General features: G+C 61.5%; 24 protein-coding genes and 1 tRNA gene. 21 read left to right on the top strand and 4 right to left on the bottom strand.

Annotated features, from left to right (window positions below; translation table 11 throughout):
• Nucleotides 1–54: 54 nt before the first annotated feature.
• Complete coding sequence (locus CBB63_RS01980) at nt 55–753, bottom strand: M48 family metallopeptidase (protein WP_037943083.1); 699 nt, start codon at nt 751–753, stop codon at nt 55–57.
• A gap of 112 nt (nt 754–865) precedes the next feature.
• Here CBB63_RS01980 and CBB63_RS01985 point away from each other — a divergent pair, with 112 nt between their 5' ends.
• Nucleotides 866–1,192 (top strand): TIGR02300 family protein, encoded by a 327-nt coding sequence (locus CBB63_RS01985; protein WP_005851186.1) that lies wholly within the window; start codon nt 866–868, stop codon nt 1,190–1,192.
• A gap of 116 nt (nt 1,193–1,308) precedes the next feature.
• A tRNA-Ala gene (locus CBB63_RS01990) sits at nt 1,309–1,384 on the top strand.
• A gap of 36 nt (nt 1,385–1,420) precedes the next feature.
• Here CBB63_RS01990 and CBB63_RS01995 read toward each other — a convergent pair.
• On the bottom strand, nt 1,421–1,642 hold the full coding sequence (locus CBB63_RS01995; protein ID WP_286697944.1) for a hypothetical protein: 222 nt from the start codon (nt 1,640–1,642) through the stop codon (nt 1,421–1,423).
• A 154-nt stretch (nt 1,643–1,796) separates the two neighbouring features.
• Between CBB63_RS01995 and CBB63_RS02000 the strand changes: the two genes are divergently transcribed.
• A complete protein-coding gene (locus CBB63_RS02000) occupies nt 1,797–2,390 on the top strand; it encodes a TetR/AcrR family transcriptional regulator (protein ID WP_286697945.1) in 594 nt (197 codons plus the stop codon).
• Nucleotides 2,391–2,411: 21 nt separating this feature from the next.
• Nucleotides 2,412–3,392 carry a zinc-binding dehydrogenase gene (locus tag CBB63_RS02005; protein ID WP_286697946.1) on the top strand — a complete coding sequence of 327 codons (981 nt, stop codon included), beginning with the start codon at nt 2,412–2,414 and terminating at the stop codon, nt 3,390–3,392.
• Between the two features lie 101 nt (nt 3,393–3,493).
• On the opposite strand, the gene pobA is transcribed toward CBB63_RS02005, so the two are convergent.
• On the bottom strand, nt 3,494–4,663 hold the full coding sequence (pobA, locus tag CBB63_RS02010) for a 4-hydroxybenzoate 3-monooxygenase (RefSeq protein WP_278374845.1): 1,170 nt from the start codon (nt 4,661–4,663) through the stop codon (nt 3,494–3,496).
• Between the two features lie 93 nt (nt 4,664–4,756).
• On the opposite strand from pobA, the gene CBB63_RS02015 reads away from it, so the two are divergent.
• The 17 genes from CBB63_RS02015 to CBB63_RS02095 all read left to right on the top strand — a co-directional run bounded on the left by CBB63_RS02015 (nt 4,757) and on the right by CBB63_RS02095 (nt 20,959).
• Entirely contained in the window at nt 4,757–5,611 is an 855-nt protein-coding gene (locus tag CBB63_RS02015; RefSeq protein ID WP_286697947.1) for a helix-turn-helix domain-containing protein, read from the top strand.
• A 225-nt stretch (nt 5,612–5,836) separates the two neighbouring features.
• Complete coding sequence (locus CBB63_RS02020) at nt 5,837–6,844, top strand: TRAP transporter substrate-binding protein (protein WP_502695843.1); 1,008 nt, start codon at nt 5,837–5,839, stop codon at nt 6,842–6,844.
• Nucleotides 6,845–6,997: 153 nt separating this feature from the next.
• Entirely contained in the window at nt 6,998–7,525 is a 528-nt protein-coding gene (locus tag CBB63_RS02025) for a TRAP transporter small permease subunit (protein WP_502695844.1), read from the top strand.
• A complete protein-coding gene (locus CBB63_RS02030) occupies nt 7,522–8,835 on the top strand; it encodes a TRAP transporter large permease (RefSeq protein ID WP_005851171.1) in 1,314 nt (437 codons plus the stop codon). Before CBB63_RS02025 ends, CBB63_RS02030 begins: the two co-directional genes overlap by 4 nt.
• 153 nt (nt 8,836–8,988) lie before the next feature.
• A complete protein-coding gene (locus CBB63_RS02035) occupies nt 8,989–9,861 on the top strand; it encodes an urease accessory protein UreD (RefSeq protein WP_286697950.1) in 873 nt (290 codons plus the stop codon).
• 1 nt (nt 9,862) lies between these two features.
• Nucleotides 9,863–10,165 carry an urease subunit gamma gene (locus CBB63_RS02040; protein WP_009825908.1) on the top strand — a complete coding sequence of 101 codons (303 nt, stop codon included), beginning with the start codon at nt 9,863–9,865 and terminating at the stop codon, nt 10,163–10,165.
• Between the two features lie 27 nt (nt 10,166–10,192).
• Nucleotides 10,193–10,378: a hypothetical protein gene (locus CBB63_RS02045; RefSeq protein ID WP_286697951.1), complete on the top strand. Its 186-nt coding sequence runs from the start codon at nt 10,193–10,195 to the stop codon at nt 10,376–10,378.
• Nucleotides 10,375–10,680 (top strand): urease subunit beta, encoded by a 306-nt coding sequence (locus CBB63_RS02050; protein ID WP_009825907.1) that lies wholly within the window; start codon nt 10,375–10,377, stop codon nt 10,678–10,680. Before CBB63_RS02045 ends, CBB63_RS02050 begins: the two co-directional genes overlap by 4 nt.
• Nucleotides 10,681–10,704: 24 nt before the next feature.
• The gene (ureC, locus tag CBB63_RS02055) at nt 10,705–12,414 is read left to right on the top strand and encodes an urease subunit alpha (protein WP_286697952.1); all 1,710 of its coding nucleotides are present in this window, start codon (nt 10,705–10,707) and stop codon (nt 12,412–12,414) included.
• Between the two features lie 9 nt (nt 12,415–12,423).
• Nucleotides 12,424–12,876: an urease accessory protein UreE gene (locus CBB63_RS02060; protein WP_286697953.1), complete on the top strand. Its 453-nt coding sequence runs from the start codon at nt 12,424–12,426 to the stop codon at nt 12,874–12,876.
• A 12-nt stretch (nt 12,877–12,888) separates the two neighbouring features.
• Complete coding sequence (locus tag CBB63_RS02065) at nt 12,889–13,524, top strand: urease accessory protein UreF (protein WP_286697954.1); 636 nt, start codon at nt 12,889–12,891, stop codon at nt 13,522–13,524.
• The gene (ureG, locus tag CBB63_RS02070; RefSeq protein WP_286697955.1) at nt 13,521–14,150 is read left to right on the top strand and encodes an urease accessory protein UreG; all 630 of its coding nucleotides are present in this window, start codon (nt 13,521–13,523) and stop codon (nt 14,148–14,150) included. Before CBB63_RS02065 ends, ureG begins: the two co-directional genes overlap by 4 nt.
• Nucleotides 14,151–14,282: 132 nt before the next feature.
• The gene (locus CBB63_RS02075; RefSeq protein WP_286697956.1) at nt 14,283–14,903 is read left to right on the top strand and encodes a CHAP domain-containing protein; all 621 of its coding nucleotides are present in this window, start codon (nt 14,283–14,285) and stop codon (nt 14,901–14,903) included.
• A gap of 85 nt (nt 14,904–14,988) precedes the next feature.
• The gene (locus CBB63_RS02080; RefSeq protein ID WP_286697957.1) at nt 14,989–16,557 is read left to right on the top strand and encodes a gamma-glutamyltransferase; all 1,569 of its coding nucleotides are present in this window, start codon (nt 14,989–14,991) and stop codon (nt 16,555–16,557) included.
• 164 nt (nt 16,558–16,721) lie between these two features.
• A complete protein-coding gene (locus CBB63_RS02085; protein WP_286697958.1) occupies nt 16,722–18,935 on the top strand; it encodes a DEAD/DEAH box helicase in 2,214 nt (737 codons plus the stop codon).
• A 272-nt stretch (nt 18,936–19,207) separates the two neighbouring features.
• Nucleotides 19,208–20,605 carry an aminotransferase family protein gene (locus CBB63_RS02090; protein WP_009825899.1) on the top strand — a complete coding sequence of 466 codons (1,398 nt, stop codon included), beginning with the start codon at nt 19,208–19,210 and terminating at the stop codon, nt 20,603–20,605.
• Between the two features lie 96 nt (nt 20,606–20,701).
• Nucleotides 20,702–20,959, top strand: a complete 258-nt coding sequence (locus CBB63_RS02095) for a YMGG-like glycine zipper-containing protein (RefSeq protein ID WP_037944890.1) — start codon at nt 20,702–20,704, stop codon at nt 20,957–20,959.
• A gap of 148 nt (nt 20,960–21,107) precedes the next feature.
• On the opposite strand, the gene dapA is transcribed toward CBB63_RS02095, so the two are convergent.
• Complete coding sequence (dapA, locus tag CBB63_RS02100) at nt 21,108–21,983, bottom strand: 4-hydroxy-tetrahydrodipicolinate synthase (protein WP_286697959.1); 876 nt, start codon at nt 21,981–21,983, stop codon at nt 21,108–21,110.
• Nucleotides 21,984–22,041: the final 58 nt, after the last annotated feature.

A 22,041-nucleotide genomic window follows, 5' to 3' on the forward strand; every position in this document is an offset into this window, starting at 1 on the left:
CGCCGTTGTGATCACGAATCGCCGCTGCGTCAATGTCGCAAACGCGGGCGAGACCTATGTCTGCGCGGTAAACTTGAACCGGTGCAGGTCGCTGCCGTGGGTGCGCAGCCAGCCACGCGCCTCTTGATAGGGGCCGTAAATCCGCTCGACCTCGGCCCAGAAGGCGGGCGAATGGTTCATCTGCGCCAGATGCGCGACCTCGTGGGCAGCGACGTAATCCAGCACATCGGGCGGCGTCAGGATCAAGCGCCACGAAAACATCAGCCCCCCGTCCGAGGTGCAAGATCCCCACCGCGACCGCGTATCCCGCAAGGTTAGCTTGCTGTACGGCCGCCCCAGCAGCGCGCTATAATCGTCGCAGGCCCCGGTCAGCCGGTCCCGCGCGAGCTCTTTCAAATGCGCAGCGAGCCGGGTCGGCACACGCGCCGCCGGACCGGGCACGGAAATCGTATCGGTCCCCAGCACCACCCGTCTGCCCTGCCCGGCTTCAACCCGCAGCATCCGACCGCCCAAGGGAAACTCTGCTCCGATGCCCACCAGAACATCAGCACCACGCGCTTCCAGATGTTGCCGAATCCACGCCTCCTTTTCGCGGGCAAAGGCGATTCCCTCTGCCTCTTTCAAGCGTTTCGGCATGGTAAGCGTCACCCGCCCATCCAACTGCGATATCCGCAATGATATCCGCCGCGCCCGCGCAGAGCGGCGCAGGATCAGCGGGATAGGCGGGTTTCCGGGCAGGACAGGATCAGGCATTTCAGGGTTCCGGGTCGCGATGGGGTGGCGATTGCCTTTGACAGTGCCTATCTCATATGGCACTTGGCCTGAATCATCTATACGCAACAACACTTTCAAAAAGGGGACTTCGATGCCCAATGAAGAATGGGGAACCAAGCGCCTGTGCCCCACAACGGGCAAGCGGTTCTACGACCTGAACAAAGATCCGATCATCAGCCCTTACTCCGGCGAAGTGGTCGAGGTGGATAACTCCAAATCCCGCATGATCGCAGCAGATGCCGAAGATGCCGTCACCGCCAAAGCCAAGAAGGGCGATGTGGATGATGACGAGACATTGGTAGATGACGACGATGTAGATGTGGATCTGGACGACGACATCCTGGACGATGACGACGACGATGATGATACCGTTCCACTCGAAGAAATCGCCGACGTTGCATCCGACGACGAAGATTGATTGAATTTTGCGAGGGCGGGATAGATTTTCCTCTTGATCCCGCCTTCGCGACCGCCTATTCAGCGGCGCATCGGCCTTGAATGGTTGATACACTTCCCGGATCTCTGATCCACGATGGGGCCTTAGCTCAGCTGGGAGAGCGCCTGCATGGCATGCAGGAGGTCAGCGGTTCGATCCCGCTAGGCTCCACCAAACCTTCACCGAACATTCCAGCACAGATGTCATGCGTCAGCGTTTTCGACGCATCGCAAGCCTACCTACGTATACAAAGCCCGCGGTCACGCTGACGGCGGCGAAGACCCATCCGAACGCCACGAGCAGCTTGTGCCGGATCGGGTGGTAGTTGCGGAAATAGGCCCATGTGTCGGTGTAGGGGATGCTTTCGACCCAGTGCTGCACCGCAAGGAATGCGATGATCCCGAGACAAAGCACGCCTGAGACGCAAAACACCCATATGACCGCTCGGTCCGACACCTTTCCCATTGCGCACCCTGCCCCTTTGAACACCGCCCCATCCCAAGCTGTACGGCAAGGAACAGCCGCGCACAAAATTAAATTGGCCGCGCCACTAGACGACCGGTCTATTACTTCTTACCTCCCCCGTATGACAGAGCAAAAGAAATCAGATCAAACGCGGCAAAANATCCTGACCGCCGGACGTGCGCTGATNAGCAAGCACGGGTTTGGCGCGGTNGGNCTGGCGCGCATCCTGAGGGAAAGNGATGTCCCCAAGGGGTCGTTCTATTATTACTTTCCGTCCAAGGATGCCTTTGGTCAGGCCCTGCTGCACGACTATGTCGACGATTATCTGGCGCGCATGGATGCGCTGTGCAGCGGGCCGGGTTCTGCCCGTGACAAGCATTTGTCCTTCTGGTCGGCGTGGCTTGCCCATGCCCATTCCGAAGGCATCGCCAACCAGTGCCTCGTTGTGAAGCTTGGGGCTGAGGTTGCCGATCTGTCCGACGACATGCGCCGCATTTTGGATGATGGCGTGGCGCAGTTGGTCGGCCGCATTGCGCAGCTGCTGATTGCCGGGGCGGAAGAAGGCTCCGTCCCGCCGGTCGATGATCCGCAGGCAGCAGCGCAGATGCTCTATGCCAAGTTTCTGGGGGCCGCGATCCTGTCGAAACTGTCGCAGGATCAGGTCCCGTTGCAGCAGGCTTTGTCAGAAACCACCGATTTTCTAACCATTCGATAACCACAAGAAAGCGAGATCCCCATGAAAGCAGCAGTGCACAATAGCTTTGGCGAACCGATCGACGTCATCGAAGCGACCGATGTCGACACCCCCACCGCAGGGGCGGGCGAGGTTCTGGTCAAGATGACCCTGTCGCCAATCCACAACCACGACCTTTGGACCATCCGCGGGAACTACGGCTACAAGCCCGAGCTTCCCGGCGCGATTGCCGGCAGCGAAGCGCTTGGCACCGTCGAGGCTGTCGGTGAAGGCGTGGACGANGCGATGATCGGCCAGCGTGTGTCGATNGCGGGCGTGCATGGCACCTGGGCCGAATACTTCGTCGCCCCCGCCACTGGTGTTCTGCCCCTGCCCGACGTGATCTCGGACGTTGCTGGCGCACAGTTGATCGCGATGCCGTTCAGCGCCATCTCTCTGCTGGAAACGCTCAAGGCGCAGAAAGGCGACTGGATCGTCCAGACCGCTGCAAACGGGGCCGTCGGCAAGATCATGACCACGCTCGCCAAAAGCCGCGGCATCAACCTGCTGAACCTCGTGCGGCGCGAAGATGCTGTGAAAGAGCTGACAGATCTGGGCATCGACAACGTGCTGTCGACCTCGGAAGCGGGCTGGCAGGATAAAGCACGCGAGATCATCGGCGAAAAAGGGGCCGCATCCGCGATCGATTCCGTGGGGGGCGATATCTCGGCTGATCTGGTCGATCTGCTGGGACTGGACGGAGAGCTTGTCGTGTTCGGGACCGCGACCGGTGCGCCGATGCCGCTGAACTCTGGCGCGCTGATCATGAAGCACATCACCGTTAAAGGCTTCTGGGGCTCCCGCGTGAGCGGCGATATGGACCCCGAAGAGCGCAAGCGTCTGATCACTGAACTGGTCACGCTGGTCGCCAAAGGCGAATTGGTGTTGGAAGACGGTGGGCAGTTCGGGCTGGATGATCTGTCCGGTGCGCTGAAAGCCTCGCTGACACCGGGCCGCCCCGGCAAGGTGATGATCCGCGGCTAAACGCAGCCGAATACCACAGCACCAAACGGGGCGGCCCTTGATCCGGGATCAAGGGCCGCCCTGCTTTCATTTCGGCACCCTAGTTTGGGCGGCCGCGATCTTTAGAACGGCAGCCCCGTATAATTCTCTGCCAGATCGCGCCGNGCTGTTTCGCTTTGCGCCAGATGGGCCAGCGACGCCCGCCGCATCTGCGGGGCGAAACTGTCTTCGCCCTCGAACTGATGCAGCATTGTTGTCATCTGCCAGCTGAACCGCATCGCCTTCCAGATCCGCGACAGCGCATGGGCGGAATAACCGTCAACCCCGCTGTGATCCCCTCGCTTCAGCGCGGCAATCAGCGCGTCATGCAGATAGAAGACATCGGACACCGCGAGGTTCAGCCCCTTGGCACCGGTGGGCGGTACGATATGCGCGGCATCCCCCACCAGAAACAGGTTTCCCCACCGCAAAGGCTCGCTCACGAAGGAGCGCAGCGGCGCGATGGATTTCTCGATCGACGGGCCGGTCACGAGCGCCTCTGACACAGGTCGCGGCAAACGTTGCTTCAGCGCCTCCCAGAAGCGGTCATCGCTCCAATCCTCGACCTTTTCGGTCGACGACACCTGAATGTAATANCGGCTCAGGCTTGCGCTGCGCATGGAGGCAAGGGCGAAGCCCTGCGCCGAACTGGCATAGATCAATTCATCGTTCACCGGTTTCGTGCGCGACAGAATCCCCAGCCAGCCAAAAGGGTAGACCCGTTCAAACTCCCGACGTTTGGCAGCGGGGATCGTCGCGCGGCTGACACCGTGGAACCCATCACAGCCCGCGACGTAAGTGCAGCTGATCTCTTGCCGCTGGCCGTCTTTGGTGAAGGATACCGTGGGCGCATTGCTGTCCGCACCGTCGATCACCACATCCTCGACCTCGTGAATGATCGTGGTGCCCATCCGGTCCTGTGCGTCGTACAGATCGCGGGTGACCTCTGTCTGGCCATAGACCATGACCTTCTTGCCGATCAGCTTGTGGAAATCGATATGCACCATCAGGTCGTTGTCGGTCAGGTAGCAGCCTTTGTGCGGCAAGCCCTGCTGGTCCATCCGCGCACCGACACCGGCATGGCGCAGCAGGTTCATTGTGCCATCCTCAAGCACGCCCGCGCGGATNCGNGACAGCACGTGTTCACGGGTGGTCCTTTCAAGCACGACAGTGCTGACGCCTGCGTCGTTCAGCAATTGCGACAGCAGCAAGCCCGATGGCCCGCCGCCAATAATGACGACTTCCGTTTTCATATAGCTGCTCCCTGCCCGATTTTCGGGTTAACCTATTGTACGGAACGTGCATGATGAATGGATCGTTAGCGCAATTGCTGGTACAATCCGTGCATGACAGAGCTTTCCCCGATCCCCAGCTATGCGCTTTTTGGCGAAACCAAAGGCTTTCCCGATGTNCTCCATTGCGAACGGATCAAGGACCGCGCACCGGATCACGCGTGGCACATCGCNCCNCATCGGCACGCGCAATTGGCGCAGGTGCTTTACATCCTTTCGGGGGGTGGCACGGCGAATATTGATGGCGACCGATTTGCCCTGACGCAGGGATCGGTCGTCTTTATCCCGCCCCGCATGGTGCATAGTTTCGACTTCGCGCCCAATACCCAAGGCATGGTGCAATCCTTTCCCATTGCGATCCTGCACAGCATCGGGCCCGTCAATGCCGAGGTCGCACAGGCGCTGACCAAGCCGACGGTTGGTCGCGCCGCGGGCCCGCTGATCGCGCTGATGACCCAGCTGGAAACCGTGGCGGCCCAGACGGGNGCGCCGTTTCGGGCGCAGATTGCCGTGGGNNTGGGGCATGCGGTTCTGGCCAGCATCGCGGCATGGGGGACCACGCAAAACCGCAGCAACGACGCACCGCAGGATGATCGCNTGTCGCGGCTCGACCAGCTTATCGGCGATCCCGACAGTGCCGGCTGGACAGCCAAGGACTTTGCCAGCACCCTCGGGATCAGCACNGGACATCTNTCGCGCCTGTGTCGCGCGGCAAAGGGGCTGTCCGCCACCGCCTACATCGAAGCCCGCCATGTCGAGGAAGCCTGCCGCATGCTGGCCTTTACACGCCTGTCGGTGGCCGAGGTTGGCTACCGTCTGGGGTTCGCCGATCCGTCATATTTCTCGCGCCGTTTCCGCACCGTGCAGGGGGTGACCCCATCGCAATACCGCCAGCAATTCGTAACCTGAGATCGCCGCTAAAGGACCGCAGGTTGAAGTCTCGGCAAATCAGTGCTCACAAAACTGACAAATGTCAGAATTATTAACCGTTATCGCTAACAGCCGTTTGACCTACCCCAATTGATACGTGAAGGTGACGTTAGGGAGCCTGCGCAACCCGTGCCGCGCAGATAAGAGAAACCGAAGTTTCTGGGAGGAAATAGAATGACAAAAGGCAATATGAACCGTCGCACCATGCTGCGCGGCGCTGCTCTTGGCGCGCTGGCGACACCGGCGCTGGTCGGCAAAGGGATCGCGCAGGGCAAGGTCAACTGGCGCGTGCAAGCGCATTGGCCCAAAGCGTCCAGCTCTTTCACCGACAGCCTTGGCAAACTGGCCGAAGTGCTTGAGACGCGCACCGAAGGCGCGTTCAAAATGGATCTGCTGGGTGCCGGCGAATTCGCCAAAGGCCCCGACATCTACAATATCGTGCGCAAGGGCGTGGTGCCGATGGGGACGGTCAGCCCGTCCTATGTACAAGATCAGGCGCAGGCCGCGTCCTTCCTGTTCGGCATCCCCGGCACCTTCCGTCAGGCTTGGGAAATGGAGCACGCGGTCAAGAACCTTGGCCTTGAGGCGCTGGTGAACGAAGACCTGAACGCCGATGGCGTGATGATGAAGACGGAAAAGGTCCTACCCGTCGAAATCGTCGTGTCGAAAAAGATCGAATCCGCCGAAGACTTCAAAGGGCTCAAGCTGCGGTCGTCGGGTACGATGCTGGATTACCTGCAATCCGCCGGTGCCGCGCCGCAATACATCCCCGGGTCCGAACTCTATCAATCGCTCAGCTCGGGCGTTGTGGATGGCGCGCATTGGGGCGCTGCTGTGGGGGCGAAGTCCATGTCCCTCTGGGAGGTCTGCAAATACCACTACAAACCCGCGCTTGGTCAGACCACCGANGCCTTCATCCTGAATATGGAGGCCGTCGACGGGCTGGAGNACGATCTGCGCACTGCCCTGCTCGACACGATGGAGACGCGGTTCTTCCAGCGGTCGGCCGAATACCAGCACGCCGAAGCCATCGCGATTTCTTCGGGCATCGCCGAGAACGATATCGAGGTGTCCGAACTGCCCGACGACGTTCTGGCGATCCTTGCCGATGCCTCGGCCAAGATCCTCGACACAGAGGCGCAGAAAGGCGAACGCGCGGCNAAGGCGGCGGATATCTACAAAACCTTGATGACCGACCTCGGCTACCTCTAGGGGCCTGATCCGGNGGCTCAGNCTCCCGGTGATGCCACAGTGAAAATCAATGTAGCCGCCTGACATGTCCCTGCATTTCGGGCGGCTTCTTTTATGTCTTGAGGGAGAAACGTTTTGTTTAAACTTGCGCGCTTCATCACGCAATTGAACCGCATGATCGGCTATTGGATCAGCTTTTGCGTGCTGATCATCTTTGCCCTGCTGCTGGCCGATGTGGTCATGCGCTATCTGATCGGNCAGCCCGCGATCTGGACTGCCGAGCTGGCGACGCTGATCTTTGGTGTCTATGCGATCATCGGGGGCGGNTATCTGCTGACCGAACGNGGNCACGTGAACGTCGATATCATCTACGGCCAGTTTNCCCCCAANCGCAAAGCCTTGGTGGACATCGTGACATGGCCGCTGTTCCTGATCTTTGTCGGCGTGCTGCTGTGGCAAGGCTATGACATCGCGTCCGAGGCCATCGCGGATATGGAGCGGTCGAACTCTGTCTGGAAGGCCCCGCTGTGGCCGACAAAATCGCTGATCCCCGTCGCCGCCTTGCTGCTGTTGTTGCAGGGCTTCGTACGCCTTTGGGCCGATGTGCGCACCCTGATGGGGCTGCCCAATGATCCCGCGATCTTTGGACAACCGGCCACCGGCGACACCCAAGCCGCACAAGCCGCAGGAGGCCAGTCATGAGCGTTGAAATCCTGACCATGCTTTTCTTTGGCGCGCTGCTGTTGTTTGTCATGCTCGGCACGCCGCTGGCCTTTGCCCTTGGGGGAATATCGGTCATCTTCCTATATGCGGAAATGGGCGATCTGGGGTTCTATCTGCTCGCCTCCAAAATGTGGGAGACGATGCAATCCCCCACGCTGATGGCAATTCCGCTGTTTGTTTTCATGGCGATCCTGCTTGAAAAATCGGGGGTCGCGAATGACCTTTACGATATGATGCACGAATGGTGGGGCGGGCTGCGCGGCGGTCTGGCCATCGGCACGGTGCTGATCTGCGTGATCTTTGCCGCCATGTCGGGCATCTCGGGTGCGGCGGTTGTGACAATGGGGACCATCGCGCTGCCCAAAATGCTGGAACGCGGCTATGACAAGAAGCTCGCGCTTGGGGCGATCAACGCGGGCGGGGGCTGGGGCATCCTGATCCCGCCGTCGATCCTGATGGTGCTGTATTCGCTGCTGACCGAAGTGTCGGTCGGGCGTCTGTTTGCGGCCGGTATCGGGCCAGGGCTGCTGCTGTTCTTCCTCGTCTCCGTCTATATCGGCGGGCGGTGCTGGATGCAGCCGGAACTGGGCCCCGCCCTCCCGAAAGAGGAACGCGCGAATTGGGGGCAGAAGCTGCGGTCTCTCAAGGCGGTGATCCTGCCGATCCTGATCGTGGTGATCGTGCTGGGGGCCATCTTTGGCGGCTACGCGACGCCGACCGAAGCCGCCGCCATCGGCGTCTTTGGCGCGATGGTCGCCACGGGCGTGAACCGGCAGCTGTCATGGGCCGTGATCCGCGACGCCTCTGTCGCGACGCTGAAACTGACCGCGCTGATCATGTGGATCCTTTTCGCGGCCCATGCCTTCAGCACGGCCTATACCGCGCTTGGGGCCCAAAGCCTGATCCAGGATATGATGAACCTTGTGCCCGGTGGGCGTTGGGGGTCGCTGGTGTTTATGCTGGCAGTGCTTTTCATCCTTGGGATGGTGCTGGATCCGGTGGGGATCATGCTGATCACCCTGCCTGTATTCCTGCCCGTTGTGCAGAGTTATGGCTTTGATCCGATCTGGTTCGGCATCCTCTTCATCATCATGATGGAGGTCGGGTATATGACCCCGCCCTTCGGCTTTAACCTCTTTTACCTCAAAGGGGTGGCCCCGCCGGATGTCACAATGGGCGATATCTATGCTTCTGTGACGCCTTACGTGATCGTGACCCTGATCGGGGTCCTGCTGATCATTCTGATCCCCGAGATCGCGACCTATCTGCCCAAGTATTTCTACGGGTAGACCTGTAAACACCTGCCTTGACCCGCGGCACGGCTGCGGGTCAAAGCCCCTGACGGGATATGCTCAAATATTAGGCAGCCGTCGAGATACAGCCTGAAATTGCGCCAAAAATGCCCGTTTCGGATCGCACCCGACGGGAATCACGCTATCCAGATGGGAGTTATTTTCAGCTGGACGAGGCCCCCCATCAACATCGCCGCCCATACCGATCAGGCTCTTGCCGTGCCGATGCAACCCCGCGCCCGCGGGGCGTTGCGCATCAGCAGCAAGACCTATGGCGGCGCGTCCGTGATTGGCGATCTCTACCAGCAAGGCTGCTTCAAGGCTCTGTTTCCGCGCGCGGCGGCGGGCGGGCTGACGGGGGTTTTCCTCAATACTTCGGGCGGGATGACGGGCGGCGATGAACTGTCGATCACCGCCACGGCGGGTGCGGGCAGCCGGCTGACCCTGACCAGCCAAGCGGCCGAGCGCGTCTATCTGGCGCAACCCGGCCCCATGGCGCAGATGACCACGCGGTTGGATGCAAAAGCGGGGGCACGGGTCGATTGGCTGCCGCAGGAAACGATCCTGTTCAACGGCTCCGCCCTGCGCCGCAAGCTGGAGGTGGACCTGACGGGTGACGCCTGTTTCTTCGGCGTAGAGCCGCTGGTCTTTGGCCGCGTCTCCATGGGCGAGACGCTGCGCGACGCGCGCTTTGCCGATAACGTCACGATCCGCCGCGACGGGCACCCTATCTTTGCCGATGCCGTGCGTCTGTCCGGCGATATCCATGCACAGCTTGCAGGCACCGCCACGGCGGGCGGCAACTGCGCCATGGCCAGCGTGATCTATGCCGCCCCCGATGCCGAAGCGCTGCTTGCCCCCCTGCGCGCGCTGCTGCCTGCCAGCGCCGGTGCCAGCCTGATCCGCGACGGCGTGCTTTATGCGCGGCTCCTTGCTCCCGACAGTTACATCCTGCGCCAGTCTCTGGTGCCGATCATCGCCCGCCTGCACGGCGCGGCCCCTCCTAAAACATGGATGCTTTGACATGCAGCTGACCCCCCGTGAAAAAGACAAACTGCTGATCGCCATGGCGGCCGAGGTCGCGCGCAAGCGTCTGGCCCGTGGCGTCAAGCTGAACCACCCCGAGGCGATTGCCCTGATCACCGACGCCGTCGTCGAAGGCGCGCGCGATGGCCGTAGCGTGGCCGAGATGATGCAGGCCGGTGCCCAGGTCATCACCCGCGACGACTGTATGGAGGGCATCGCCGAGATGATCCACGACGTGCAGGTCGAAGCCACCTTCCCCGACGGGACCAAGCTGGTCACCGTGCACAACCCTATCCGCTAGACCCCATTCGCAAGAAAGGCCCCTGCTATGAAACATCTGATGATCCTGTCCGCCGCCCTGATGGCCGGCCCTGCCCTTGCCCACCCCGGTGTGCATATCGCCCCCCACGGGGCCGAATGGATGCCTGTCTTCATGGGGCTTGCCGTCATCGCAACCGCCGCGGCCATCGCCCTGCGCGGGCGGGTCAAGGCCCCCCGCAAGGCGCGCAAATGATCCCCGGAGAGGTGCTGTGCGCCGCGGGGGACATCACCCTGAACGCCGATCGCACGGCCATCACCCTGATGGTTGCCAATACCGGTGACCGGCCCGTGCAGGTCGGCAGCCACTACCACTTTGCCGAAACCAACCCCGCGCTCGACTTTGACCGCGCCGCCGCGCGTGGTCACCGGCTGGACATCGCCGCCGGCACCGCCGTGCGCTTTGAACCCGGTCAACGCCGCGAGGTGCAGTTGATCCCGCTCGCGGGAGACCGCAAGGTGTACGGGTTCAACGCTGAAGTGATGGGCGCGCTCTAAGGCGCTTCGAGGAAAGAGAGACCTATGACCACCACACTCCCCCGCTCTGAATATGCAGCGATGTATGGCCCCACCACGGGGGACCGGCTGCGACTGGCCGACACCGATCTGATCATCGAGGTGGAACGCGATCTGACCACCTATGGCGAAGAGGTGAAGTTCGGCGGCGGCAAGGTGATCCGCGACGGGATGGGCCAGTCGCAGGTCACGCGGGCAAACGGTGCGGTGGATACTGTGATCACCAATGCGCTGATCGTGGATCATTCGGGNATCTACAAGGCGGATGTCGCGCTGAAAGACGGGCGCATCGCGGCGATTGGCAAGGCGGGCAACCCCGACACCCAACCCAACGTCGACATCATCATCGGACCGGGGACCGAGGTGATCGCAGGCGANGGNCGCATCCTCACCGCGGGCGGTTTCGACAGCCACATCCACTTTATCGCGCCCCAGCAGATGGAGGACGCGCTGCATTCCGGTGTGACCACNTGCTTTGGCGGCGGCACCGGCCCTGCGCATGGCACGCTTGCCACCACCTGCACCCCCGGCCCGTGGCANATNGGGCGCATGTTGCAGGCGATGGACGGTGTGGTGATGAACATCGGTCTCTCGGGCAAGGGCAACGCCAGCCAACCCGGCGCGCTGGTCGAGATGGTGAACGGCGGGGCCTGTGCGCTGAAGCTGCACGANGATTGGGGCACCACCCCNGCCGCNATCGACTGCTGCCTGTCGGTCGCCGANGATATGGACGTGCAGGTGATGATCCACACCGACACGCTGAACGAATCCGGCTTTGTCGAACATACGCTTGGCGCGATGAAAGGCCGGACCATCCACGCCTTCCACACCGAGGGCGCAGGCGGCGGCCACGCCCCCGACATCATCAAGATTTGCGGCGAAGAGCACGTGCTGCCGTCCTCGACCAACCCGACACGCCCCTTCACGGTGAACACGCTCGAAGAGCATCTGGACATGCTCATGGTCTGTCACCACCTTGATAAATCCATCCCCGAAGACGTCGCCTTTGCCGAAAGCCGGATCAGACGCGAGACGATTGCCGCCGAGGATATNCTGCATGACATCGGTGCNTTCTCTATCATCGCCTCTGACAGTCAGGCCATGGGNCGTGTGGGCGAGGTGCTGATCCGCACATGGCAAACCGCNGACAAGATGCGCAAGCAGCGCGGGCGCTTGCCNGAAGAAACCGGCGACAACGANAACTTCCGCGTCAAACGCTATATCGCGAAATACACGATCAANCCCGCCATCGCCCATGGNGTCAGCCGCGAGGTCGGGTCGATCGANGTNGGNAANAAGGCCGATCTGGTGCTGTGGAACCCCGCCTTNTTTGGCGTGAAGCCCGAAATGGTATTNATGTCGGGCATGATCGTCGTGGCGCAGATGGGTGATCCGAATGCGTCGATCCCCACGCCGCANCCGGTCTATACCCGCCCNATGTTCGGGGCCTATGGCAGNGCGCTNCAGCATTGNGCGGTGACCTTTATTTCGGAAGCNGCGCAATCGANCGGGCTGCGCGACAGCCTTGGCCTGCGCAANCANACCATCGCCGTGCAAAACACCCGCAACATCGGCAAATCCGATCTGATCCACAACGCGGCCACCCCCAAGGTAGAGGTGAACCCCGAAACCTACGAAGTCCGCGCGGACGGCGAGCTGCTGACCTGCGCGCCCGCTGAGACCGTCCCCATGGCGCAACGCTATTTCATGTTCTGAGGCCCCTAGATGACCGACCTTCCCCCCGCCCATACGATCAAGCGCCACGGCCAGTGGGACCATGCGGATGACAGCTGCGTGCTGACCTATGACNACCGCTTCCTGCGCCGCAANCGCCTGCTGACCAGCCANAANCGCGGGTTCCTNGTGGACCTCGCCCATACGGAATCGCTGAACCACGGCGATGCGTTCGAGCTTGAAGGCGGGCAGATCATCGAGGTCATCGCGGCCAAGGAAGCCTTGCTGGAAATCACCGGCGACGATCTGGTGCGGNTGGCATGGCATATCGGCAACCGGCACTGCCCCTGCCAGCTTGAACCCGCCCGCCTGCTGATCCAGAACGACCACGTGATCCGCGACATGCTCACAAAGCTCGGCGCGACGTTGCGNGATGTGTCCGAACCNTTCATTCCCGAAGGCGGGGCCTATGGCCACGGGCGCACCCATAGCCACGCACATTAGGCCNGCCGGACGATGCAAACCCAAGCNCTGATCACGCTCGCGCAATGGCTGTCGCCCAGCTTTCCCATCGGCGCGTTCAGCTATAGCCACGGGCTGGAAATGGCCGTGCAGGACGGCACCATTCACGATGCGGCCAGCCTTCAGGCGTGGCTGTCGGANATCNTCACCNANGGTGCGGGCCGGACCGATGCGATCCTGCTGAACGCTGGCTTTGCGGGCAAGGGGATGGACGAGGTGGATGCGCTGGCGCGCGCGCTGGCCCCCTCGTCAGAGCGGCTGACCGAGATGACCCAACAGGGCGCGGCCTTTGTGCGGGTGGTCAATGACGTCTGGGGGCATGACCTCCCCGACCTGACGCTGCCCGTCGCCTTTGGCGCGGCCTGCGCGGCGCAGGGGCTGCCCGTGGAACAAGGCGCGCAGCTGTTCCTGCACGCCTTCGTCAGCGCACTGGTGTCTGCCGCGATCCGCGCGGTGCCCTTGGGGCAAACGGACGGGCAGCGGGTGATCACCGCCCTTGCCCCGCTGTGCCACCACACGGTGACGCTGGCCCTGACCCAAACCATCGACGACATCGGCAGCGCCTGNTTTCTGGCCGATATCGCGTCGATGCGACATGAAACGCTTTACTCAAGGATGTTCCAGACATGACCTCCCCCCATGGACCGCTTCGTATTGGCATTGGTGGCCCCGTTGGCGCGGGCAAGACGACAACGACCGCCGCCCTGTGCCGTGCCATGCGCGACCGCTGGTCGATCGGCGTGATCACCAATGATATCTACACCCAAGAGGACGCCGAAGCGCTCATGCGGCTTCAGGTCTTGCCGCAGGACCGGATCATCGGGGTCGAAACCGGCGGNTGCCCCCATACCGCNATCCGCGAGGATGCCTCGATCAANCTTGCCGCCGTCGCNCGGATGCGCNACCGCCACCCCGATCTGGACTGCGTGCTGATCGAATCCGGTGGCGATAACCTGTCGGCGACCTTCAGCCCCGAACTGGCGGATGTGACNCTTTATGTNATCGACGTNGCTGCGGGCGAAGAGATCCCGCGCAAGGGCGGGCCAGCGATCACCAAGTCGGATATCCTGATCATCAANAAAACCGACCTCGCCCCGCATGTGGGNGCGTCGCTAGAGGTGATGGACCGTGACGCCAAACGGATGCGCGGCGATCTGCCCTATCTCTTTGCCGAGATGAAACACGATAAGGGTGTGGCAGAGCTGCTGGACCTGATTGTCGAAATCGGCGGCCTCCGCCCGGTTCCCGAAAATTAACAATTTGCAATAATAGCGGCGGAATTTTGCCCACGAAAATCCTGACGCTTTGTTTTTGGCCGAGAATCGCGGAATGTCTGCCGGACTTTACTGGGACAGTAAGGTGAGTGAAACGGGCAGCAGGACAGATAAATGAGCGTGAAACGCCAGTGGTCATCGAAAGTCGGAATTCCTTTTTTGTGTGTGGCCCTGCTGATGACAGCAGCCTGCGCCCGCGGCCCGTCTGAAATTCAGACCATTGGTCAGGCGGGTATCAACCCCGACCTGCACGCCATGGCAATCCGCGAGGTGCGCGTTTTGCAATCCAAAGGTCAGCGCGTCTGGTGCGTGCCNTTCGCACGCAATGCCAGCGGCGTTCAAATCCGCGGCAATGCCAATACGTGGTGGGCGCAAGCCAACGGCCTGTACGAGCGCGGCAAAGAACCCGTCGTCGGGTCGGTCATGGCGTTCAAAGGCACCAGCCGGAACCCCATGGGCCATGTTGCCGTCGTCTCCGAAGTCGTTTCCCCGCGCGAGATCAAGGTCGATCACGCCAATTGGAAGCGCAACAAGATCTCGCTTGGGATGAGCGTNCAAGACGTATCTCCGCTGAACGACTGGTCCGATGTGCGCCTTGAAAGCCAGGCCGGGTCNTACGGCAGCGTCTATCCGATCAACGGGTTCATCTATCCCGANGCGAAATCCGCGCCGTCGAACGAGATGACGCAGCCCCCCGTGTTCGCATTTTCAGCGGCACCGACACAAAGCAACTGACCAATGGGGCCGCGGTGCCCCTCAAGGTTGCAAATCTGCTGACACTGGCGTTGGGTAGGCACATCTAAACATCAGGATGCCCCCAATGACCCAGCAGCAGAATGCCTCTTGGCAGATCACCAAACCCGCGACCCGCAGCCGCAAGGGGATCGTCGCCTCGCAAAGCCGTGTCGCCGCGCAGGTCGGGGCGGATGTCATGGCGCAGGGCGGCAATGCGGTGGATGCGGCGATTGCCACCTCCTTTGCGCTTGGCGCGGCTGAACCCTGGATGAGCGGTATGGGCGGCGGCGGCTTTATGGTCGTGCGCATGGCGGGCGAAAAGACGGCCAAGGTCATCGAATTCGGGATGAAATCCCCCAAGGGGCTGGATATCGCGGACTACCCCATCGTCGGCGGCAAGGCGNGCGATCTNTTCCCCTGGCCTTCGGTGCTGGAAGACCGCAATGTNTTCGGGGCCAAGGCGATTGCCATTCCCGGTCAGGTCGCTGGCATGGGTCTGGCGCATGAAAGCTTTGCCACGAAACCTTGGGCCGATCTGCTGGCCCCTGCGATCAAGCTTGCCGATGATGGTCTGCCTGTGGACTGGTACACGCAGCTGATCCTTGGTGGTTCGGCCAAAGACCTCGCCCCCTTCCCCGCCTCGGCCGAGACCTTTCTGGACGAAGACGGCTTTCCCAAATCCTCTGGCTGGACCGCCTTGGGCGAGACGANATGCGACCTTGGCCGTCTTGCCGCNTCGCTGCGCACCGTGGCCAAGGACGGACCGCGCGCGTTTTACGAAGGGNCNTTGGCGCAATCCATCGTCGCCGATCTGCAAGCCGCNGGCGGNCACCATACGGCCGAGGATCTGGCGCAGTATCAGGCGACATTGGTCGACGCGATGCACTATGCCTACCGCGGGCACGAGGTCATCGCCACACCGACCCTGACCGCTGGCCCGACCATGCGCCGCGCCCTTGATCTNATGACCGCNTGGCAGCCNGGCACAGACNCCCCCGACGCCGANGCNTTCATCGCTTATGACCGTGCCATCCGGCAGGCCAACCANGAACGCTATGANACGATGGGCGATATCGAACATGAACCCGATCCGTCCTGCACCACACATTTCAGCGTCGTTGATGCAGCTGGTAATATGGTCGCCGTCACCCAAACGCTGCTGTCGATCTTTGGCTCGCGGATGATGCTGCCGCAATCGGGCATCCTGATGAACAATGGCATCATGTGGTTTGACCCTGAACAGGGCAAGCCGAACTCGCTTGGGCCGGATAAACGTTGCCTTGCGAATATGTGCCCCACCCTGCTGGAGCGTGCCGACGGTGCGCAATTCGCGCTTGGGGCGTCTGGCGGGCGCAAGATCATGCCCGCTGTGGTCNAACTGACCTCACTGCTGCTGGACTACGGGATGGATCTGGAAACCGCCTTTCATGCGCCGCGCACGGATATGAGCCTTGCCGATGTGACCATCGTGGATCAGGCGCTGCCGCCGCAGGTGATCGCGACGCTGCAAGACACGCTGGACAATGTGGTGACCGCGCCGCGCACGATCTTCCCCTATCACTTCGCTTGCCCCTCTGCTGTCGGGCGCGCAGGCGACGAAAANACCGGCGTGACAGAGGTGATGTCCGCTTGGGGGGATGCCGTCAGCGCCTGAAAGAGCNACGGGCAAGCATAGCTGCCTTGCCCTGCGCATCTGACAAAGAGATGTACATTTGCGTCACAACCGACTAGGGACGGGCGCAACACGTGGCTGGCGTATCCGCTTTTGCCGCGACGCGCGTATTTGTAGCGCGACATTTTCTCAGACAGGACAATCCCTTGATCCAAACCATCGCAGACGCGCTTGCCACCCAAGGCTATGATTCGCTTACCCCCGTCCAAGAGGCGGTTACCAACCCAGATCTGGTCGAAGCCGACCTACTGGTGTCAGCCCAGACGGGGTCCGGCAAGACAGTGGCCTTTGGTCTGGCCATCGCACCGACCCTTTTGGGCGACGATGAAAAATTCGGACACGCCGGTGCGCCCCTGGCGCTGATCATCGCACCGACCCGCGAATTGGCCATGCAGGTCAGCCGCGAGCTGACGTGGCTNTATGGCAAGGCCGGTGCGGTCGTGACCACCTGCGTNGGCGGNATGGACACACGCACCGAACGCCGTGCGCTGGACCGTGGNGCNCATATCGTCGTCGCGACACCGGGCCGCCTGTGCGACCACATCAAACGCAACAACATCAACCTGTCCGACATTCGTGCCGTGGTGCTGGATGAAGCGGACGAGATGCTTGATCTGGGTTTCCGCGAAGAGCTGGAATTCATCCTCTCCGAAGCGCCGGAAGANCGCCGCACNCTGTTGTTCTCGGCCACCGTGCCTGCGGCGATCGCCAAGCTGGCCAAATCCTACCAGCGTGATGCGCAGCGCGTCGAAACCGTNGGCGAAAAGAAACAACACGCCGACATCGAATACCGTGCGCTGAACGTGCACCCGCGCGACACTGAAAACGCGATCATCAACGTGCTGCGCTTTTACGAGGCGAAAAACGCCATCGTCTTCTGCAACACCCGCGCCGCCGTCGCACGCCTGACCACCCGCTTTACCAACCGCGGCTTTTCGGTCGTGGCGCTGTCGGGCGAGCTGACGCAATCCGAACGCACCAACGCCCTGCAAGCGCTGCGCGACGGGCGCGCGCGCGTCTGTATTGCAACAGATGTTGCCGCACGCGGGATCGACCTGCCCAACCTCGAACTGGTGGTGCATGCCGATCTGCCGTCGAACTCTGACACGTTGCTGCACCGCTCGGGCCGTACCGGTCGTGCCGGTCGCAAGGGTGTGTCCGCGCTGATCGTTCCGGCCAAGATGCGCAGCAAGGCAAACCGTCTGCTGGGCGGCGCCAAGCTGAAGGTCGAATGGGCCAACCCGCCCTCTGCTGAAGAAGTGAACGCCGAAGACGAAAAGCGCTTGCTGGCCGATTCCGCATGGTCTGACCCGATCCCCGATGATGCAGCGGGCTTTGTTGCCAATCTGGTCGAACAGTTCAGCGCCGAGCAACTGGCGACGGCCTTTGTGAACCTGTACCGTGCACGCCAGTCCGCGCCCGAGCAGCTGGCAGAGCCCGGCACCCCTGCCGACGAACGCCCCCGTGGCGACTTTGGCCCGTCGGTCTGGTTCTCGATCTCGATCGGGCGCAACGATGACGCTGAACCCCGCACCATCCTGCCGATGATCTGTCGCATGGGCGATCTGACCAAGGATGACGTGGGCGCGATCCGCGTGCAGCCCAGCCATACCTTTGTCGAGATCCTCGCGACCTCGGCAGATAAATTCACCAACGCGCTTGGCCCCGACATGAAGGTCGAAGACGGCGCGGTTGTGACCAAGCTGGACAAGGCCCCCGATCTGTCGCGCGGGCCCAAGCCCGGCGGCCGTGGCCCCAAACCGAACCGTGGCGGCCCCCGTTCTGACAACGGCCCGCGCCCCGATCGTGGCCCACGCCCCAATCACGGCCCCCGCCCCGACCGCGCACCCTATGACCCCGACGCACCACGTGCACCGCGCAAACCACGTGCGGCCAGCACCGAAGAAGCATCGGTTACCTACGACAAACCTCGCGGCCCGCGCCCCGATAAAGGGTTCGACAAACCGCGCGGCGACAAGCCGAAGTTTGACAAGCCCAAAGCCCCCAAAGGCGAACGCCCGCCCAAGTCGCACAAGACCGAACGGTCTCCGATGAAGCCCGGTGCCACGCCTAAACCCAAATCTGCGGGCAAGCCCGACAGCTTTGACAAACCCGGCGGCAAGCCCAAAGCCAAAGCCGTCTGGAAAAAGGAAAAGCCAGCGGATCGTGGGGCGGACCGCCCCCGTGGCGACGGCAAACCAGCGGATAAACCGTTCAAGGCCCGCGCCGCTGACCCGTCGAAACGCTTTGTCCCACCGGGCAAAGTGGGCGCGAAACCCAAGGGCGGCAAACCCACGGGCAAAGCCGGTGGCGGCGATGCAGCCCCCAAACGCGGCAAGTCGAGCTTTCGCCCGAAATAAGCCGCAAGACCTACCCCCGGTCTGAAAACGGGGAAATACAGATCAATCAATCGCTTAGGGGCCGGAATTTTAATCAATTCCGGCCCTTTTTGCGTCTATCTTCCCGGCCCCGCCCCCCTATGTGGCAGGTTTTTCCTTTTCAGAGGGGGAAGTTGCTCCTAACAATCACTGCACATGGGCCGAAACAGACGCGAGGCGCGTTTGCGATGGGGCCTTGAAAACAGGGTGCTTTGCCACCCGCCCCCAATCCCAACCTCGGAAAGGTCACGCACATGGATGGTACATTTAGCGAAAACGATATCTCCCGTGTGGTCGAGGCAGATCGCGCGCACATCTGGCACCACCTCAGCCAGCACAAAGCCTATGAAACCACGGACCCACGGATCATTGTCGAAGGCAAAGGCATGCGTGTCTGGGACCAGAAGGGCAAAGAGCATCTGGACGCGGTGTCCGGTGGGGTCTGGACCGTCAACGTCGGCTATGGCCGTGAAAGCATTGCCAACGCCGTGCGCGACCAGCTGATCAAGCTGAACTATTTTGCGGGGTCTGCCGGGTCTATTCCGGGGTCGCATTTTGCGGAAAAGCTGATCGACAAGATGCCGGGCATGAGCCGCCTGTACTATTGCAACTCCGGCTCCGAGGCGAACGAGAAAGCCTTCAAGATGATCCGCCAGATCGCCCACAAACGCTATGGCGGCAAGAAGCACAAAATCCTGTATCGCGACCGCGACTACCACGGCACGACCATCGCTTGTCTGTCTGCGGGCGGTCAGGAAGAACGCAATGCGCAATACGGCCCCTTCACCGACGGGTTCGTCCGCGTGCCCCACTGTCTGGAGTATCGCAAGTTCGAGCAAGACGGCGCGCCAGAGGATAACTACGGCGTTTGGGCTGCGGATCAGATCGAGAAGATCATCCTCGCCGAAGGGCCCGACACCGTGGGCGGGCTGTGTCTTGAACCCGTCACGGCGGGCGGTGGTGTTATCACGCCTCCGGACGGCTACTGGGAACGGGTGCAAGAGATTTGCCGCAAGTATGACGTGCTGCTGCACATCGACGAAGTCGTCTGCGGTATCGGGCGCACCGGCGAATGGTTCGGCTACCAGCATTTCGGCGTCCAGCCCGATATGGTTACGATGGCCAAGGGTGTGGCCTCGGGCTATGCGGCGATTGCCTGTCTGGTGACGACGGAAGAGGTCTTTAACCTATTCAAGGATGACGCCAGCGACCCGCTGAACTACTTCCGCGATATCTCTACCTTCGGGGGCTGCACCGCGGGCCCCACCGCCGCGATTGAAAACATGGCGATTATCGAACGCGAAAACCTGCTGCAAAACACCCGCGACATGGGGCAGTACATGCTCGAAGAGCTTGAAGAGCTGTCGGACAAATATGACGTGATCGGTCAGGTGCGCGGCAAGGGTCTGTTCCTTGGCGCAGAGCTGGTCCAGGACCGCAGCACCCGCGTTCCCGTTGTCGAAGCGCAGATTCAGGCGGTCGTCGCAGACTGCATGGCGCAGGGCGTGATCATCGGGGCGACCAACCGGTCGGTGCCGGGTAAGAACAACACGCTCTGCTTCAGCCCTGCATTGATCGCGAAGAAGGACGATATTGATCAGATCATCGCGGCTGTGGATGGGGCAATGGGTCGGGTGTTCGGCAGCAAATAGGCTGCCGCTCCGGCACTTTATTGCCGATCAAAGAAATCTTGCTGGAACCAAACCCGTCACATAGCGTTAAGTACTGAAGCTAGTATGGAGTATATCATGAAAAAGCTACTTTTGGTCCTGCCTATGGTTGGCGCACTCGCCGCTTGCGAAACGCAGACTCAATCTTCTGTAACCGGCGCTGCTGCTGGTGCGGCTCTGGGTGCTGTCGTCTCGGGCGACGATGACAAAACCAAAGGCGCCGTTCTGGGTGGCTTGGCTGGCGCTGCTGCAGGTGCATACCTGGGCCGCGGCAAAAATGGCCAGTGTGTCTACCAGAACTCCGCAGGTCAGCGTTACACGGCTGCTTGCCCATAAGCGTTTTCTGCTCCCGAAGGCAGATATTCACATTAGGCCTCGGCGTTTCGCCGGGGCCTTTTTTATGCGCTGATCGATTGGCTGGGTCTTGCCCATAAAAAAGGGCGGCTAGATGCCGCCCCGTCTTAACCGTGATTTTACCGCGTGATCAGTCAAGCAGACCCGCGTGCTTCAACCCGTGATCCACCAGCGCTTTGGTGGCATCGGTCAGCGGCACCAGTGGCAGGCGCACCTCGTCCGAACACAATCCCAGACGCGCCATCGCGTACTTCACACCCACCAGGCCCGGCTCGGTGAAGATCGCATTGTGCAGCGGCATCAGCTTGTCCTGGATTTCCAGCGCCGACGCATAGTCCCCCGCAAGGCAGAACGCCTGCATCTGGCTTAGCAGNTTGGGCGCGACATTCGCGGTGACAGAGATACAGCCAACGCCGCCTTGGGCGTTGAACCCGTGCGCTGTGGCGTCCTCGCCCGAGAGCTGGACAAAATCCGGCCCGCACAGCATCCGCTGGTCACAGACCCGCGCCAGATCGCCGGTGGCATCCTTGACACCGATGATGCGCGGCAGCTTGGCCAGCTCCGCCATGGTTTCGGGCAGCATATCAACGACCGAACGGCCGGGGATATTGTAGATGATGATCGGCAGACCGCAGGCCTCGTGGATCGCGGTGAAATGCGCGATCAGACCGGCTTGGGTCGGCTTGTTNTAATAGGGCGTGACCACCAGAACCGCATCGGCACCGACGCTTTCGGCGTGTTTGGCCAGACGGATGCTTTCGGTCGTGTTGTTCGAACCGGCACCTGCAACGACGGGGATACGACCCGCGGCGGCTTTGACGACTTCGGCGACAACGGTTTCATGCTCGGCATGGGTCAGGGTGGGCGATTCACCGGTGGTCCCGACAGGCACCAGCCCGTTCGATCCTTCCGCGATGTGCCATTCCACCAGCTTCTTGAGCGTGGCCAAATCCAGCGCGCCGTCCGTGAACGGCGTGACGAGTGCAGGTAGTGAACCTTGTAGCATATGCACGCTCCTATTCTTGCGTTGCTGGGCAAGCGCCCAATTGCTGATAGCGGCAAGT

Source organism: Sulfitobacter sp. TMED3, from assembly GCF_002167505.1.
GTDB classification, from domain to species: domain Bacteria; phylum Pseudomonadota; class Alphaproteobacteria; order Rhodobacterales; family Rhodobacteraceae; genus Sulfitobacter; species Sulfitobacter pontiacus.

Bases quoted from the DNA above. Each gene is read 5' to 3' on its own strand.
- CBB63_RS02040 (WP_009825908.1), top strand. From the start codon at position 9,863: ATGCAGCTGACCCCCCGTGAAAAAGACAAACTGCTGATCGCCATGGCG.
- CBB63_RS01980 (WP_037943083.1), bottom strand. From the start codon at position 753: ATGCCTGATCCTGTCCTGCCCGGAAACCCGCCTATCCCGCTGATCCTG.
- CBB63_RS02045 (WP_286697951.1), top strand. From the start codon at position 10,193: ATGAAACATCTGATGATCCTGTCCGCCGCCCTGATGGCCGGCCCTGCC.
- CBB63_RS02030 (WP_005851171.1), top strand. From the start codon at position 7,522: ATGAGCGTTGAAATCCTGACCATGCTTTTCTTTGGCGCGCTGCTGTTG.
- CBB63_RS02050 (WP_009825907.1), top strand. From the start codon at position 10,375: ATGATCCCCGGAGAGGTGCTGTGCGCCGCGGGGGACATCACCCTGAAC.
- CBB63_RS02095 (WP_037944890.1), top strand. From the start codon at position 20,702: ATGAAAAAGCTACTTTTGGTCCTGCCTATGGTTGGCGCACTCGCCGCT.
- CBB63_RS02090 (WP_009825899.1), top strand. From the start codon at position 19,208: ATGGATGGTACATTTAGCGAAAACGATATCTCCCGTGTGGTCGAGGCA.
- CBB63_RS01985 (WP_005851186.1), top strand. From the start codon at position 866: ATGCCCAATGAAGAATGGGGAACCAAGCGCCTGTGCCCCACAACGGGC.
- CBB63_RS02035 (WP_286697950.1), top strand. From the start codon at position 8,989: ATGGGAGTTATTTTCAGCTGGACGAGGCCCCCCATCAACATCGCCGCC.